The 14724-nt window shown below is 62.2% G+C and carries 13 protein-coding genes and 1 tRNA gene; 6 read left to right on the top strand and 8 right to left on the bottom strand.

Features of this window, described 5'->3' with window-relative positions; translation table 11 throughout:
• The first annotated feature begins 33 nt into the window (after positions 1-33).
• Entirely contained in the window at positions 34-1335 is a 1302-nt protein-coding gene (locus tag ACZ9EJ_RS20945) for a L,D-transpeptidase family protein (RefSeq protein ID WP_046640094.1), read from the top strand.
• On the top strand, positions 1332-1565 hold the full coding sequence (locus tag ACZ9EJ_RS20940; protein WP_046640095.1) for a sulfurtransferase TusA family protein: 234 nt from the start codon (positions 1332-1334) through the stop codon (positions 1563-1565). Before ACZ9EJ_RS20945 ends, ACZ9EJ_RS20940 begins: the two co-directional genes overlap by 4 nt.
• Positions 1566-1734: 169 nt before the next feature.
• On the opposite strand, the gene ACZ9EJ_RS20935 is transcribed toward ACZ9EJ_RS20940, so the two are convergent.
• Together ACZ9EJ_RS20935 and ACZ9EJ_RS20930 are read right to left on the bottom strand one after the other, a co-directional pair.
• On the bottom strand, positions 1735-2910 hold the full coding sequence (locus tag ACZ9EJ_RS20935) for a CobW family GTP-binding protein (RefSeq protein ID WP_046640096.1): 1176 nt from the start codon (positions 2908-2910) through the stop codon (positions 1735-1737).
• Between the two features lie 13 nt (positions 2911-2923).
• The gene (locus tag ACZ9EJ_RS20930) at positions 2924-4021 is read right to left on the bottom strand and encodes a D-alanyl-D-alanine carboxypeptidase family protein (RefSeq protein WP_046640097.1); all 1098 of its coding nucleotides are present in this window, start codon (positions 4019-4021) and stop codon (positions 2924-2926) included.
• A 158-nt stretch (positions 4022-4179) separates the two neighbouring features.
• On the opposite strand from ACZ9EJ_RS20930, the gene ACZ9EJ_RS20925 reads away from it, so the two are divergent.
• Both ACZ9EJ_RS20925 and ACZ9EJ_RS20920 read left to right on the top strand, forming a co-directional pair.
• Positions 4180-5343 carry a M20 aminoacylase family protein gene (locus ACZ9EJ_RS20925; RefSeq protein WP_046640098.1) on the top strand — a complete coding sequence of 388 codons (1164 nt, stop codon included), beginning with the start codon at positions 4180-4182 and terminating at the stop codon, positions 5341-5343.
• A gap of 55 nt (positions 5344-5398) precedes the next feature.
• Positions 5399-5475, top strand: a tRNA-Arg gene (locus ACZ9EJ_RS20920).
• A gap of 7 nt (positions 5476-5482) precedes the next feature.
• On the opposite strand, the gene ACZ9EJ_RS20915 is transcribed toward ACZ9EJ_RS20920, so the two are convergent.
• Complete coding sequence (locus tag ACZ9EJ_RS20915; protein ID WP_046633758.1) at positions 5483-6022, bottom strand: DUF2937 family protein; 540 nt, start codon at positions 6020-6022, stop codon at positions 5483-5485.
• Positions 6023-6064: 42 nt separating this feature from the next.
• Entirely contained in the window at positions 6065-7297 is a 1233-nt protein-coding gene (locus tag ACZ9EJ_RS20910; protein WP_476099630.1) for an FAD-dependent oxidoreductase, read from the bottom strand.
• Positions 7298-7415: 118 nt separating this feature from the next.
• On the opposite strand from ACZ9EJ_RS20910, the gene dxr reads away from it, so the two are divergent.
• Positions 7416-8615: a 1-deoxy-D-xylulose-5-phosphate reductoisomerase gene (gene dxr / locus ACZ9EJ_RS20905; RefSeq protein WP_251089907.1), complete on the top strand. Its 1200-nt coding sequence runs from the start codon at positions 7416-7418 to the stop codon at positions 8613-8615.
• Positions 8616-8803: 188 nt separating this feature from the next.
• Here the strand turns inward: dxr and hemA are convergent, their stop codons facing one another.
• The 4 genes from hemA to ACZ9EJ_RS20885 all read right to left on the bottom strand — a co-directional run bounded on the left by hemA (position 8804) and on the right by ACZ9EJ_RS20885 (position 14004).
• Positions 8804-10018 carry a 5-aminolevulinate synthase gene (gene hemA / locus ACZ9EJ_RS20900; protein WP_046640100.1) on the bottom strand — a complete coding sequence of 405 codons (1215 nt, stop codon included), beginning with the start codon at positions 10016-10018 and terminating at the stop codon, positions 8804-8806.
• A 225-nt stretch (positions 10019-10243) separates the two neighbouring features.
• Positions 10244-11041 (bottom strand): FAD binding domain-containing protein, encoded by a 798-nt coding sequence (locus ACZ9EJ_RS20895; protein ID WP_046640101.1) that lies wholly within the window; start codon positions 11039-11041, stop codon positions 10244-10246.
• An 11-nt stretch (positions 11042-11052) separates the two neighbouring features.
• On the bottom strand, positions 11053-13398 hold the full coding sequence (locus tag ACZ9EJ_RS20890) for a xanthine dehydrogenase family protein molybdopterin-binding subunit (RefSeq protein ID WP_046640102.1): 2346 nt from the start codon (positions 13396-13398) through the stop codon (positions 11053-11055).
• 117 nt (positions 13399-13515) lie between these two features.
• Positions 13516-14004, bottom strand: a complete 489-nt coding sequence (locus tag ACZ9EJ_RS20885) for a (2Fe-2S)-binding protein (RefSeq protein ID WP_046633750.1) — start codon at positions 14002-14004, stop codon at positions 13516-13518.
• A 312-nt stretch (positions 14005-14316) separates the two neighbouring features.
• Here ACZ9EJ_RS20885 and ACZ9EJ_RS20880 point away from each other — a divergent pair, with 312 nt between their 5' ends.
• Positions 14317-14580 (top strand): YMGG-like glycine zipper-containing protein, encoded by a 264-nt coding sequence (locus ACZ9EJ_RS20880; RefSeq protein WP_046633911.1) that lies wholly within the window; start codon positions 14317-14319, stop codon positions 14578-14580.
• Positions 14581-14724: the final 144 nt, after the last annotated feature.

Below are 14724 nucleotides of genomic sequence, written 5' to 3'. Positions count from 1 at the left end.
GTTCGTCGTTCCAAGTCTATGTGGTCCGTACCGATGCGCCTGAAACACATCGCTTTCGCTCTCTTCGTCGCAACGGCCCTGACGGGCTGCAACGATACGCTCGATTCCGCGAGCATCGACCTGAAGAGCGTCAAGAACAAGGTCGAGCAGCCTCTGCCTTCGAGCATTCTCGCCGAGATGCAGAAGAAGAACATGCCTCGCAATTCGCCGATCATGATCCGCATCCTCAAGGAAGAGGGCAAGCTGGAAGTATGGAAGGCAAGGGCCGACAACCGCTTCGAGGTGATCAAGAGCTACGACATCTGCGCCTGGTCCGGAAAGCTCGGCCCGAAGGTCAAGGAAGGCGACCGCCAGGCTCCGGAAGGTTTCTACAACCTGACGCCGGCGCACCTGAACCCGAATTCGAAATATTACCTTGCCATCAATACCGGCTTCCCGAACCGCTACGATGCAGCAAACGGCCGCACCGGCTCCAACCTGATGATCCACGGCGCCTGCTCGTCATCCGGCTGTTATTCGATGACCGACGAACAGGTCCTGGAAATCTACGCCTTCGCCCGCGACGCCTTCAAGGGCGGCCAGACCTCCGTGCAGCTCCAGGCTCTCCCCTTCCGCATGACGGCGGAGAACATGGCGCGCCACCGCGACAGCCAGAATCATGATTTCTGGAAGATGCTGAAGACCGGCTACGACCATTTCGAAGTCACCAAGCGCCCGCCGGAAGTCAACGTCTGCGAAAAGAAGTATGTCTTCAACCAGCAGGTCGATAGCAACGGTACATTCGCGCCTGCCTCCGCCTGCCCGCCCATGTCGACGCCGCCGGCTCTCTCGGCTGTACTCACCTCCTATGAAAAGACCTACCAGGTCGCCTACACCAAGGCGCTCGAGAAATTCGACGGCAAGGTCTGGTATGAGCCGACCGAAGCCGAGCGCAAGGCCGTGGTCGCCGACAAGCGCAAGGGCCGCGATATCGCCTATGCGCCGACGGGAACCTCGCTCGAGGCCGGCAAGCTGCTGAGCCAGTCGGAATTCCAGGAGATGATGGAAAAGCGGATGGCCTCCCAGAACAAGCCGGCCAATACCGTGCTTGCTTCCGCCTCTCCCGTCACGTTTCGTGCCGGCTCCGCCGCCGACCGCATGAAGCAGGACCGCCTGCCGGCCGCCGCAACGACTGCTCCCGTCGCACAGAGCACCGGTACGGTCCCGACCATCGCCACGGCCCAGGGCACGACCACCACGGTTCCGATCCCTGCCCAGAACCCGCTCGCCTATGCGGCACCGCCGATCAGCGAAGAAAAGAAGAAGCCGTTCTGGAAGTTCTGGAGCCAGGAATGACCCCGGTCACCGACGGCCTCTACGACTTGAGAGGCCTGAAGTGTCCCCTGCCCGTGCTGAAGACGCGCCGCCGGCTGAAAACTATGCCAAGCGGCACGGAGCTTGCGATCGAGACCACCGATCCCCTGGCCGGCATCGACATCCCGCATTTCTGCAACCAGGAAGGCCACGAACTGGTCCGCTCGGAAAAGACCGAGACGGGCCATCGATTTCTGATCCGCAAGGGATAGCCGAGCCCTCCGATTAGCCCCTCATCCGCCTGCCGGCACCTTCTCCCCGCACGCGGGGCGAAGAGCGTATGCCGCACCGACCGCCTCAACCACCAACCGCGAATGGGGCACGTCCCATCTCCCCGTCCTTACGGGGAGAGGGTCAGGGTGAGGGGCAAATCCTTGAGAGTCACATCCGCAGGCCGGGAACGGCGAGGGGATTGTCTTCCAGCGCCGCGCGATCCGGCCGGTCGACACGCGGCTGGCCTGTGAACGCCGCGAAAAGATCCGAGACGAAAGCTTCCTCCAGCCCTTGCGTGATCAGCACCATGCGGGTGCGCCGGTCCGAGCCGTCAGGCCATTTCGGCAGGCGCTGCGGCGGATGAAAGACGCTCTGCACCCCATGCAGCACCAGCGGCCGATCCGGGTTGCCGGAGAGCGCCACGATCGCCTTCATCCTGAGCAGCTTTTCGCCGTGGGCCGAGCGCAGCAGGTCGATGAACATCTCGATCGCCATCGGATCGATCGGCTTGTCGTGGATGATCGAGAAGGAGCGGATGTCGTCGCCATGGCGGTTCACGTCATGATGATGGCCATGCCCGTGGTGCTCATGGCTATGTTCATGGCCATGGTGATGATCGTCGTGTTCATGCCCGTGATCATGGTGGTGATGGGCCGCGGCATCGTTCGCCAGTTCGTCGTGCAGCCAGCGATCCACGTCGGCGATCTTCGTCGCCGGATCGTAGAGGCCGTTCACCAGAATGGCCGCCGTGCCGGCAGCTTCGCTGTCCCCATCGACGATCGGCGCCCGGGGGTTGAGCGCCGCAAGTCGGCTTTTCAGCGCCGCAAGCTGGGAAGCGTCCGCCATCGAAAGCTTGGAAATGATCAGCCGGTCGGCCACCGCCACCTGCTTCACGGCCTCCTGATGACGGTCCAGCGTCGAGACGCCGTTGACCGCATCGACCACGGTGATGACGCCGTCGAGCTCGAAATTCTGCGCGATGACCGGATTGCCCATCACCGACTGCATGACCGGCGCCGGATCGGCAAGGCCCGTCGTTTCGATGACGATGCGGCGGATCGGCCTCAGGCGGCCGGTCTGGATGCCATCCATGATCGAGGCGAGCGAATCCACCAGCTCGCCGCGCACCGTGCAGCAGAGGCAGCCATTGGCGATCTCCAGCAAAGCGTCGCCCGAAGCTTCGACCAGGAAATTGTCGATCCCGACTTCGCCGAACTCGTTGATGATCACGGCCGTATCGCTGGTGCCCGGATCCTTGAGGATGCGGTTCAGCAGCGTCGATTTTCCAGCGCCGAGAAACCCGGTGAGGATGGAAACCGGAATCCGGCTGCGGACAGAAGACATGGCTTGGTCTCGTTCAGAATGTCGGGCGCGGCTGCGGGATCGGCACGTTGGCGATCTCGTTCTTGCCCTTGGTTGAAGCGATCTGCTCGCTGCCGGGAATAAGGCCGGCGAAGCTGTAGATGGGCGGGCGGTCCATCTCGTGGATATAGGGCGAATGCTGGACAGTCCGGCCGGCATCGTCACGGGTTTCGCTACGCACCTTGGCGGCCTGCGGATTGCAGATCGTGGCGCTGACGTCGTTGACCTCGGCCATGTCTCCATAGGGCTGCAGCGATGTCAGCGGAATACCCTGGTTTGCCGGCGAGGTCAGTCCCTGCTGCAGAAGGTTGGCCGTATCGTCGGCGCGGCCGGCAAGGCTGTCGGAGCCCAGCACCACGGAGATCACCGTGCGGCCGTCGCGCGTCGCCGAACCGACCTGATTGAAGCCGGAGGCACAGATGAAGCCGGTCTTCATCCCGTCGGCGCCATCGAAACGGCCGATCAGCGTATTGAAGTTCGGATATTGCTTGGCGCCGGTATCGATGCCCTCGAGCGAAAAATAACTCTGGTATTCCGGAAAATCCTGCTTCAGGCGGAGCGTTAGCAGCGCAAGATCGCGCGCCGTCGAATACTGGCCCTTGCCGGGCAGACCGTGGGGATTGATATAGCGCGTCGAGGTCATGCCGAGCGACTGGGCCTGGCTGTTCATCATCGCCACGAACTGGTCGAGCGAGCCCCCGACCGTCTCGGCGACCGCGACCGCCACGTCGTTGGCCGACTTGACGAGCAGGATTTTCAAGGCGCTGTCCATGGTGAGCTTGGAGCCCGGCTTGAAATACATCTTGCTGGCCGGCTGGTCGGTCGCCTTCTTGCTCATGACCACAGGCGTATCGAGCGTAAGCCTGCCGGACTTCAGCGCCTTGAAGGTGACGTATGCGGTCATCAGCTTGGTGAGCGACGCCGGATACCATTTCAGGAACGCATCCTCATGGGCAATCACCCTGCCGGTCCTGGCGTCGATCACCATCTTGGGATTGGCGGCAACGCTTCCTGCGGATAGGAAAAGCCCAATGGCCGTAACGGCAGAAATCAGCCGGGTTGCGGACACGGATCGGAGGCTTGAAGTCGGCAAGGGTGTCCCTCGTTGTTGCGGCTTTAACGAGTGTGGCGCATATGCGGCCTATGTGGCCAACCAATGGCAAAGAAGATTGATTACGTCAATCATGACAGGCACACTCCGGGCGGGAGGACTTGTCATAACCGCGTGACCAGCCAGCAACAGGGAATAGTATGCCGATTTTGAACCGAGCCGCCGAACTTCAGGGCGAAGTCAGCGAGTGGCGACGATATCTTCATGAAAATCCTGAGATTCTTTACGAGGTCGAGAACACGGCCTCCTTCGTGGAACAGAAACTGAAGGAATTCGGCGTCGACGAAGTCGTGCCCGGCATCGGCCGCACCGGCGTCGTCGGCATCATCCGTGGAAAAGGTCGGGGAGGCCGCACGATCGGCCTTCGCGCCGACATGGACGCGCTGCCCCTCACCGAAATCACCGGCAAACCCTGGGCTTCGAAGATCACCGGCAAGATGCATGCCTGCGGCCATGACGGCCACACGTCGATGCTCCTGGGTGCGGCGAAATACCTCGCGGAGACCCGCAATTTCAACGGCACGGTCGCCCTGATCTTCCAGCCCGCCGAAGAGGGCGGCGCCGGCGCGCTGGCGATGGTCGACGACGGCATGATGGAGCGTTTCGGCATCGACGAGGTCTACGGCATGCACAACATGCCGGGCATTCCGCTCGGCCAGTTCGCCATCCGCAAGGGCGGCATCATGGCGGCTCCCGACCGCTTCACCATCACCATCAAGGGCCGCGGCGGCCATGCCGCCCAGCCGCACAGGACCATCGACCCGATCTTCATCGGCTCGCAGCTGGTGGGCAGCCTGCAGGCGATCGCCGCCCGCAACGCCGACCCGGTCCACTCGATCGTCATCTCGGTGACCCGCTTCGACGCCGGCACGGCGTATAACATCATCCCCGACCAGGCGACGCTCTGGGGCACGGTGCGGACGCTCAGCGAGGAGACCCGCGATCTTGCCGAGAACCGTATCCGCCAGATCGTCGAAGGCATCGTCAGCGCCCACGGCGCCACGTCTGAGATCGATTATTACCGCCAGTGCCCGGTTACCTTCAACCATGACCTCGAAACCGATCACGCGATCGGCGTCGCGGCAGAGGTGGTCGGCGCCTCGAACGTAGACACCAATGTCGAGCCGACCATGGCCGGCGAGGATTTTGCCTTCATGCTGAAACGCCGCCCCGGCGCCTTCATCTTCATAGGCAACGGCGATACGGCCGCCCTCCACAACCCGCACTACGATTTCGACGACGAGGCGATTTCCTACGGCATTTCCTACTGGGTGCGGCTGGCCGAACAGCGATTGACGGAATGAGGGAGAGGAAAAGGCTTGGCTAAACGCCTCGCCTTTTGTATGGAATTCCTCATGTGGTCCCATAGCTCAGCAGGATAGAGCGCAGGATTCCTAATCCTGAGGCCGATGGTTCGAATCCATCTGGGATCACCACTCTCGTCTATCGGGCAATCGTCGGCGTCTGGTCCATCCGTTTCGGTCGCCTTACCGAGCGGACGACGCCGCGGCGGGCAGCGCCGAGAAGCGCTGCAATCAGCCAGCCGCAGAAAAGCCCGCCCGCCGCCCAGGTGAGGCCTGCGAAATCCACCGGCACGCCCGGCACGAAATCACGCCAAGCATTGGCAAACGTCGTCGAATCGGGATTGCGCATCACCACGAACGGCTTGGTGAAAGGCGGCGCCAGGGTCAGATCCTTCTGCTGCTCGGCGAGCATCTCATAACGCGAAAAGGTCCGCCGCATCGCTTCACCCTGATTGCGCAGGAAGGTCTGCGGCGAGACGGAATAGATGTTGAGCGCCTCCTGGCGATCGAGGCCGTTGTGATTGGCCTGGGCGTCGAATTCCGAGATCAGGATCTTCAACTCGTCGAGCGCGCCGCCGATCCGCTGGCGGTATTGCTGTGCGAATTCCGGCGCCTGCGAAAAGAAGATCCCTCCCAGCAGCGCCATCGCCATCGTCAGCATTCTTCCGAGCATGAGCATGGCAAAACCTCGGTTGTTTTGCCGATCAACGACGCGGGGCGGTCAAAGGTTGCCTTGTTTTCCCCGCACATGCTCCATGCGGAAGCCGAGGCCGATCAGCCGGCCGGCGAGATGGGCGAGCAGCGGAAAGCGGGCAATGCCCCGAATGAAGGCCGGTGGGCCCTTGCGCTGACGGTCGTCTCCCTCATCGGTGCGCCGGCTGCTCCTCATCATCAACTGCAGCTTCTGCGTCGCCCTGGTCGGGAAACTGCGCCGCTTTTCGACGGCGGCGAGGTCGGCATCGGCGAGGCGCTTTTCGCGGAGCGGCGCGGCCAGGATATTGGCGGCCGCCACCGCATCCTGGATCGCCAGGTTGACGCCGACGCCGCCGATCGGCGACATCGCATGTGCCGCGTCACCGATGCAAATCAGCCCCGTCCGCCACCATTGCTTCAGTCGGTCGATGCGCACCGTCAGCAGGCTGGTATCGTCGAAACTGCGGATCTCCTGCATGCGCTCGGCCGGCAGGGGCGAAACCTCAACCACCATCCGCCGGAAAGCCTCGATGCCCTTTTCGCGGATGTCGGCGAACGTCGTGCGGCGGATCACATAACCGCATTGCCAATAGTCGCCGCGGTCGATCAGCACGAAACCCTGGCGCGGGCCGGCATGGCCCATCACCTCGTTCGGATCGCCCTTCTGTTTCGACAGTTTCATCCAGACGACTTCGCTCGGCATGCCGAAACTCTCCACATCGAGGCCAGCCTTTTCCCGCACGACCGAATTGCGGCCGTCGGCGCCGACGACAAGCGTCGAGCGGATGGTAAACTCTCCTTCCGGCGTCTCCAGGACGAGGCCGGAGATTGCGCCCTGATCCTCCAGCACGTCCAACACCTTCGCCCGCATGATCAGCCGGAAGTTCGGATAACCCTGTCCCTTTTCAGCGAGAAAGCTCAGAAAGTCCCATTGCGGCATGAAGGCGATGAAGCGGTTCCTCACCGGCAACCGCGAAAAATCCGCGATAGTGATCGTCTTGCCGCCCATTTCGGCCGAAAGTTTTGGCGCCCGCGTGTGAGGCAATTTGAGGAATTCGTCGATCAGGCCGAGCTCGTGCATCACCTCCAACGTCGAGGGATGGATCGTATCGCCGCGGAAATCGCGCAGAAAATCGGCGTGCTTTTCGACGACCACGACATCGACGCCGGCGCGCGCCAGCAGGAGGCCGAGCATCAGGCCTGCCGGACCGGCGCCGGCGATCACGCAAGTCGTCTGGATTTCAAGGCGTTCGCTCATCATCCCACTTCGCGCCAAGAGCATCCGTTGTGCAAGCTGCACTTGGTCGCAGGCGGGCCGAATTCAAGCCCGCTCTTGTGAGCCGTGGCTTTCGCTTGTAGACCGAAGGGAGCTTTAGGAAATGGAAGACAGCATGGCCGACACCGGCAAGCGCCGCATCAGCATCCTCGGTTCCACCGGCTCGATCGGCGTCAATACATTGGATGTGGTGAACCAGCTCGGCGGCCGCGAGGCCTTCGAGGTCGTCGCCATCACAGGCAACAGCAATATTGCGCTTCTGGCAGACCAGGCGAAGGCAAGCGGTGCAAGACTGGCCGTCACCGCCGACGACCGACAGTATGCAGCCCTGAAAGATGCACTCGCTGGAAGCGGTATCGAGGTCGCCGCCGGCCGCGAGGCGCTGATCGAGGCGGGCGCGCGCCCGTCCGACTGGGTGATGGCAGCGATCGTCGGCACCGCCGGCCTCGCCCCGACGCTGGCCGCCGCAGAGCGCGGCGCCGATATCGCGCTCGCCAACAAGGAATGCCTGGTCTCCGCCGGCGAACTCTTCGTCAGGGCGGTCGCGGAAGGCGGTGGACGGCTGATCCCGGTCGACAGCGAACACAGCGCCATCTTCCAGTCGCTCGAAGACGACCAGCACCACGCGGTCGAACGCATCGTGCTCACCGCCTCCGGCGGACCCTTCCGCACCTGGACCCGCGAGCAGATGGCGGGCGTCACCGCGGATATCGCCCGCGCCCACCCCAACTGGTCGATGGGCCTGAAAATCTCGATCGGCAGCGCCTCGATGTTCAACAAGGCGCTGGAGATGATCGAGGCGAAACATCTCTTTAATCTGCGCCCGGACCAGATCGAGGTGATCGTCCATCCGCAATCGGTCATCCATTCCATGGTCGGTTATGCCGACGGCTCGGTGCTGGCCCAGCTCGGCTGTCCGGACATGCGCACCGCGATCGGTTATGCGCTGACCTACCCGAACCGCACCAGGCTCGATGTCGAACGCCTGGATTTCGCCAAGCTCGCAAGGCTCGATTTCGAGGCGCCGGACGAGGTGCGTTTCCCGGCGCTCCGGCTGGCGCGAACCGCGCTCGAACGCGGGGGCGTGCAGGGCGCGGTGATGAACGCTGCCGAAGAGATCGCCTTCCACGCCTTCTGCGCCGGCCGCATCGGCTTCCTCAACATGGCGGATGTCGCCGAAAAGGTGATGGACGAGATGGTGGGCCATGGTGCGGCCACGACCATGGAAGAGGTGTTTGCGGCCGATGCCGAGGCCCGGCGCCGCGCTGGCGAGATTATCGCGCAAAAAGAAATGGCCGCGTAAGGCGTTAGCCTGTCAAAAGCACCGGTTACCTGCCGAGGCGGTAACTCCAAACTCTCCTCATTCCTGTGCTTGTCACAGGAATCCAGTCAGCCCAAGTCCTTGGGCTGAAAAGACTCTTGCGCACCGCAGACGCTGTGCTGCTGGATCCCTGTGACAAGCACAGGGATGAGGGCGGAGGGTTGGTCGGTTCAAGCCACGTGCCGCGCCAGCGCGCAGCGCGACCAGAGCTGGTGCAGCGAGCCGACCAGGTGCTCGATATCCGCATCGCTATGCAGCGGCGTCGGGGTGATACGCAGGCGTTCGGTCTTGCGCGGCACGGTCGGATAGTTGATCGGCTGCACATAGACGTTGCACGTGTCGAGCAGGATATCCGAGATCCACTTGCACTTGGCCGCATCGCCGACAATGACCGGCACGATATGGCTGGGGTTGTGCATGTGAGGGATGCCCTGCTGATCCAGCATGGTGCGCAGCTTCTTGACACGGTCCTGATGGCGGACCCGCTCGAACGGGCTTGCCTTCAGATGCCGGATCGAGGCGATCGCCCCGGCTGCCAGCGTCGGCGGCAGCGCCGTCGTGAAGATGAAGCCGGAGGCGAAGGAACGGATGAAGTCGCAGAGCGCGCTGGAAGCGGCGATATAACCGCCCATCACGCCGAAGGACTTGCCGAGCGTGCCTTCGATGATCGTTAGACGGTCCATCAGACCTTCGCGCTCGGCAATGCCGCCGCCGCGCGGGCCGTACATGCCGACCGCATGCACTTCGTCGAGATAGGTCATCGCGCCGTATTTGTCGGCGAGGTCGCAGATTTCCCTGATCGGCGAAATGTCGCCATCCATCGAATAGACACTCTCGAAGGCGATCAGCTTCGGCGCGTTCGGGTCGGCTGCCGCCAGCTTTGCCTCGAGGTCGTTGAGGTCGTTATGTTTCCAGATCACCCGCTCGCACTTGGCATAACGAATACCCTCGATCATCGAGGCGTGGTTCAGCGCGTCGGAGAAAATGATCAGGCCGGGGATTTTCTGGCCGAGCGTGCCGAGCGTCGCCCAGTTCGACATATAGCCGGAATTGAAGATCAGCGCCGCTTCCTTGCCGTGCAGGTCCGCGAGTTCCTGCTCGAGAACCACGTGGTAGTGCGTCGTGCCAGAAATATTCCGGGTGCCTCCCGCACCCGCGCCACAGTGATCGATGGCCTCTTTCATCGCCTCGATCACGGCGGGGTGCTGGCCCATGCCGAGATAATCGTTGGAACACCAGACGGTCACTTCCTTCGGACCCTCGGGAGTATGACGCGTGGCGCGAGGAAAATTGCCGCGATGTCTCTCGAGATCGGCGAACACCCGGTAACGGCCTTCGCCGTGAAGTCCGTCCAGTTCGCCCTTGAAAAATGCCTCGAAGTCCATGCTCACACTCCAGAACCTGCCTTGGTTTTGGTTTCAGCCGCGCTTTTCGTCAACCCCGAACGACGCGAATAGAACCAACCTGCGGCAAAAAGGCCCGCTTTTTTGAATTATTCCAATAAAAAGGTAAGCGATTCCGAAAATGTGATAATTGATCCAGGTCAAGCAATAAAAAGAAGAGCGGTTTGCGCCGCTCTTCCGGCCTTTCTTCAGCGATCTCGATTCGCCTCAACCGGCAGAGGCGACCGCCCTTTTCGCCATGACCTTCACGAGATTGGCGCGGTATTCCGCGTTCGCGTGCATATCCGACATCAGGTTGGAGGCATCGACGGCAACATTGGCGAGCGCATCCGGCGACCAGTTGGAGGCCAGCGCCTGCTCGAAGCCGGGATGACGGAAGACACCTGACGCGCCGGCGCCGGTCACCGCGACACGCACGCCGCCGGCGGTTTTGGCCACGAACACGCCGGTCATCGCAAACCGCGAGGCCGGATTGTTGAACTTGGCGTAACCCGCCTTTTCCGGCGCATCGAAGGTGACCGACGTCACCATCTCGCCCTCGTCAAGCGCGGTCTCGAAAAGACCGGTGAAGAAATCGTCGGCCGAAATCGAACGGCGGTCGGTGACGATGGTCGCGCCAAGCCCGAGCAGGCCGGCGGGATAATCCGCCGCCGGGTCGTTGTTGGCGATCGAACCGCCGACCGTGCCCATGTGGCGCACATGCGGATCGCCGATATGGCCGGCAAGCTTGCAGATCGCCGGACAGATGGCCGCAAGCTCGCGCGAAGCCGCCACATCCGCATGCGGCGTGGCGGCGCCGATCGTCACCTTGCGGCCGTCGATCGAAATCCCGCGCAGCGTCGGGATATGACGAAGGTCGATCAGATCGCTCGGTGCGGCGAGCCGCTGTTTCATGGTTGCGATCAGGGTCATGCCGCCGGACAGGTATTTGCCCTCCTCGTTGGCGGACTTGAGCTTGACGGCATCTTCCACCGAGGATGCACGATGATAGCTGGTAGCGTACATGTCTGTTCTCCTCAGTGAGCCGTCTGCAATGCCTGCCAGACCTTCATCGGGGTCGCCGGCATGGTGAGCTTGTTGTGGCCGATCGCATCGGTGATGGCGTTGATCAGCGCCGGTGGCGAACCGATGGCGCCCGCCTCGCCGCAGCCCTTGATCCCGAGCGGATTGCTTGGGCAAGGCGTGTTCTGGTGCGACAGCTTGAACGACGGCAGGTCGTCGGCGCGCGGCATGGCATAGTCCATGTAGCTTGCAGTCAGAAGCTGGCCGTTCTCGTCATACTGCACGTTTTCGAGCAGAGCCTGGCCGATGCCCTGGGCAATGCCGCCATGCACCTGGCCCTCGACGATCATCGGGTTGATGATATTGCCGAAATCGTCGGCCGCGACGAACTGGACGATGTCCGTCTCGCCGGTATCCGGATCGATCTCCACCTCGGCAATGTAGCAGCCGGCCGGGAAGGTGAAGTTGGAGGGATCGTAGAAGGCGGTTTCCTTCAGGCCCGGCTCCATGCCCGAAGGCAGGTTGTGGGCGGTATAGGAGGCGAGCGCCACCTGGAACCACGGCACCGACTTGTCGGTGCCTGCGACCTTCAGTTCGCCGTTTTCGATGACGATATCCTCTTCGGACGCCTCCATCAGATGCGCGGCGATCTTCTTCGCCTTGGCCTCGACCTTGTCGAGCGCCTTGACGATTGCCGACATGCCGACCGCGCCGGAACGCGAACCGTAGGTGCCCATGCCCATCTGCACCTTGTCAGTATCGCCGTGCACGATGTTGATGCTCTCGATCGGTACGCCGAGACGCCCGGCGACAAGCTGGGCGAAGGTCGTTTCATGACCCTGGCCATGGCTGTGCGAACCGGTGAGCACCTCGATCGTGCCGACGGCGTTCACCCGCACTTCCGCGGATTCCCACAGACCGACACCGGCCCCGAGCGAACCGACCGCGGCGGACGGTGCGATGCCGCAGGCCTCGATATAGCAGCTCATGCCGATGCCGCGCTTCTTGCCCTTCGCTTCGGATTGTGTGCGGCGGGCAGCAAAACCATTCCAGTCAGCGGCCTGCATCGCGGCATTCAGCGAGGCTTCGTAGTCGCCCGCGTCATAGTTCATGATGACCGGCGTCTGGTAGGGGAAGGTGCGGATGAAGTTCGTCCGACGCAGTTCGGCCGGCGAGACGCCGAGTTCGCGGGCCGCCGTCTCCATTGTCCGCTCCAGAAGATAGGTCGCTTCCGGACGGCCGGCGCCGCGATAGGCATCGACCGGAACCGTATTGGTATAGACGGTGCGGACGTTCGCATGGATCGCCGGGATCGCATACTGGCCGGACAGCAGCGTCGCATAGAGATAGGTCGGCACGGCCGAGGAGAACAGCGACATATAGGCGCCGAGGTTGGCGATCGTATCGACCTTCAGCGCCGTGATCCGGTTGTTCGCGTCGAAAGCCATCTTCACTTTCGAGACGTGGTCGCGGCCATGCGCGTCGGTCAGGAAGGCTTCGGTGCGATCCGAGGTCCATTTCACCGGCACGCCGGTCTTCTTGGACGCCCAGAGACAGATGATCTCTTCCGGGTAGATATAGATCTTCGAGCCGAAACCGCCGCCGACATCCGGCGCGATGACGCGCAGCTTGTTTTCCGGCGCGACGTTATAGAAAGCGCTCATCACCAGCCGCGCCACATGCGGGTTCTGGCTGGTCGTGTAGCAAGTGTAGTGATCTTCCGCCGTATCGTAGATGCCGAGCGTGGCGCGCGGCTCCATCGGGTTGGGCGAGAGGCGGTTGTTGAGGATCTCGATCTCGGTGACATGCGCCGCCGCCGCAATCGCCTTGTCCACCGCATCCGGTTCGCCGATCTGCCAGTCGAAGATCAGGTTGCCGGGCGCTTCCGGATGGATCTGCGGCGCGCCGGAGGCAAGTGCCGCGACGGCTTCGGTTACCACCGGGAGCTGTTCGTAATCGATGACCACGGCTTCCGCAGCATCGCGCGCCTCACCGGAGGAGTCCGCAACCACGATCGCGACCGCGTCGCCCACATAACGCACGGTATCGACCGCGAGCGGATGCCAGGCGCCCATCTTCATCGGCGTCCCGTCCTTGGAATGGATCATCCAGCCACAGATGAGATTGCCGATGCCGTCTGCCTGAAGCTGCTTGCCGTCGAGCACGTCGATGACGCCCGGCATGGCTTTCGCCGCGGTCGCATCGATATTGCTGATCTTCGCATGCCCATAGGGACTGCGGACGAAACAGGCATATTTCATGCCGGGGACAGTCATGTCGTCCGTGTAGCGGCCCTTGCCGGTCAGAAAACGCTTGTCTTCCTTGCGGGTAACGCGTGCACCGATTCCTTCAACACCCATGTTCATCTCCTCCCGAGATGGTGATTGGTTTTGGTTAGTGAGCAGGAATGAGTCGGTAGTGGGTGGTTCAGGTGCCAAAGCGCCGTGTGAACCGCTGCTCACCAACGACTAGCCTACTCACTCAGCGGCCTGCCGGCCGCCAGCCATTTCGGCATCGGCGGCAAGGATCGCCTTGACGATGTTGTGGTAGCCCGTGCACCGACAGATATTGCCTTCGAGCCCGGCGCGGACCGTCTCCTCGGTCAGCGTCCCGCCTTCGCGGTTGATCAGGTCGACCGCCGTCATCACCATGCCCGGCGTGCAGAAGCCGCATTGCAGGCCATGATGCTCCTTGAAAGCAGCTTGAACCGGATGCAATTCGCCCTGGCCGGCGAGGCCCTCGATCGTCGTGATCGTCGAGCCGGATGCCTGCACCGCTAGGATCGAACAGCTCTTCACCGAATGGCCGTCCATATGAACGACGCAGGCGCCGCACTGGGTCGTATCGCAACCCACATGCGTTCCCGTCAGACCAAGCTTTTCGCGGATGAAATGCACGAGCAGGGTGCGGTCCTCGCACTCGCCGCTCATCGCGCGGCCGTTCACGGTCAGCGTCACTTTCGTCATATGATCCTCCTCATGTCCCTCCCGGACACGCCCGTCATCATTTGCTTTTTTACCTAAGGGATCAACCGCTACTTTCTAGGGAAACCGCAATATTTTGGCCGCCAGCAAGGCGAGCGTCCGCCGTCCGCTTCCACCGAATGCCGAGTAACTATCGGCAAACCAAAACAAAAATCGGTGCGCAAAATATTGAGGTCATATGGACTCTTTAACCTCGCGACCTATTGTTCCCTGTGATGGCTGCCTGATTGACCCGCGAAAACATCGGAGCTTGGGAGGCGGCCGGGCAAAATGAAGAACAAACAGGAGGATCTCATGAAGAAAGCCTTGGTGCTTTTGATAGTCGGCGCTTCGCTCGCGAGCTGCACGGCAACTGAACAGGGCGCCGGCATCGGCGCAGCATCCGGCGCCGTGATCGGCGGCCTGGCTACCGGCAACGTCCGCGGCGCGGCCGTTGGTGCTGCGATCGGCGGCGTTTCCGGCGCATTGATCGGCTCCGTCGCCGAACAGCCGGGACAGTGCTACTACCGCGACCGTTATGGCCGTCGCTATATCGACAGCTGCCCGCGCCGTTACTGATTGACGTGTGGATTGCAGGAAGAACTGTGGCCCCGGAGCACATTCCGGGGCTTTTTCTTTCATGAAATCATCACGCAGGGGTACCCGGCCCCGTCTTTTGCAGTTAGATAGTTCGCTTCGTCGGATGCTATGAGGGCTTCCAGC

The organism is Neorhizobium sp. USDA 3394 (genome assembly GCF_056280385.1).
This window is presented reverse-complemented; position numbering and strand designations above follow the sequence as displayed.

Excerpts from the sequence above, each read along its gene's own strand:
- ACZ9EJ_RS20945 (WP_046640094.1), top strand. The coding sequence starts at position 34 with ATGCGCCTGAAACACATCGCTTTCGCTCTCTTCGTCGCAACGGCCCTG.
- ACZ9EJ_RS20940 (WP_046640095.1), top strand. The coding sequence starts at position 1,332 with ATGACCCCGGTCACCGACGGCCTCTACGACTTGAGAGGCCTGAAGTGT.
- ACZ9EJ_RS20935 (WP_046640096.1), bottom strand. The coding sequence starts at position 2,910 with ATGTCTTCTGTCCGCAGCCGGATTCCGGTTTCCATCCTCACCGGGTTT.
- ACZ9EJ_RS20925 (WP_046640098.1), top strand. The coding sequence starts at position 4,180 with ATGCCGATTTTGAACCGAGCCGCCGAACTTCAGGGCGAAGTCAGCGAG.
- ACZ9EJ_RS20915 (WP_046633758.1), bottom strand. The coding sequence starts at position 6,022 with ATGCTCATGCTCGGAAGAATGCTGACGATGGCGATGGCGCTGCTGGGA.
- ACZ9EJ_RS20910 (WP_476099630.1), bottom strand. The coding sequence starts at position 7,297 with ATGATGAGCGAACGCCTTGAAATCCAGACGACTTGCGTGATCGCCGGC.
- dxr (WP_251089907.1), top strand. The coding sequence starts at position 7,416 with ATGGAAGACAGCATGGCCGACACCGGCAAGCGCCGCATCAGCATCCTC.
- hemA (WP_046640100.1), bottom strand. The coding sequence starts at position 10,018 with ATGGACTTCGAGGCATTTTTCAAGGGCGAACTGGACGGACTTCACGGC.
- ACZ9EJ_RS20895 (WP_046640101.1), bottom strand. The coding sequence starts at position 11,041 with ATGTACGCTACCAGCTATCATCGTGCATCCTCGGTGGAAGATGCCGTC.
- ACZ9EJ_RS20890 (WP_046640102.1), bottom strand. The coding sequence starts at position 13,398 with ATGGGTGTTGAAGGAATCGGTGCACGCGTTACCCGCAAGGAAGACAAG.
- ACZ9EJ_RS20885 (WP_046633750.1), bottom strand. The coding sequence starts at position 14,004 with ATGACGAAAGTGACGCTGACCGTGAACGGCCGCGCGATGAGCGGCGAG.
- ACZ9EJ_RS20880 (WP_046633911.1), top strand. The coding sequence starts at position 14,317 with ATGAAGAAAGCCTTGGTGCTTTTGATAGTCGGCGCTTCGCTCGCGAGC.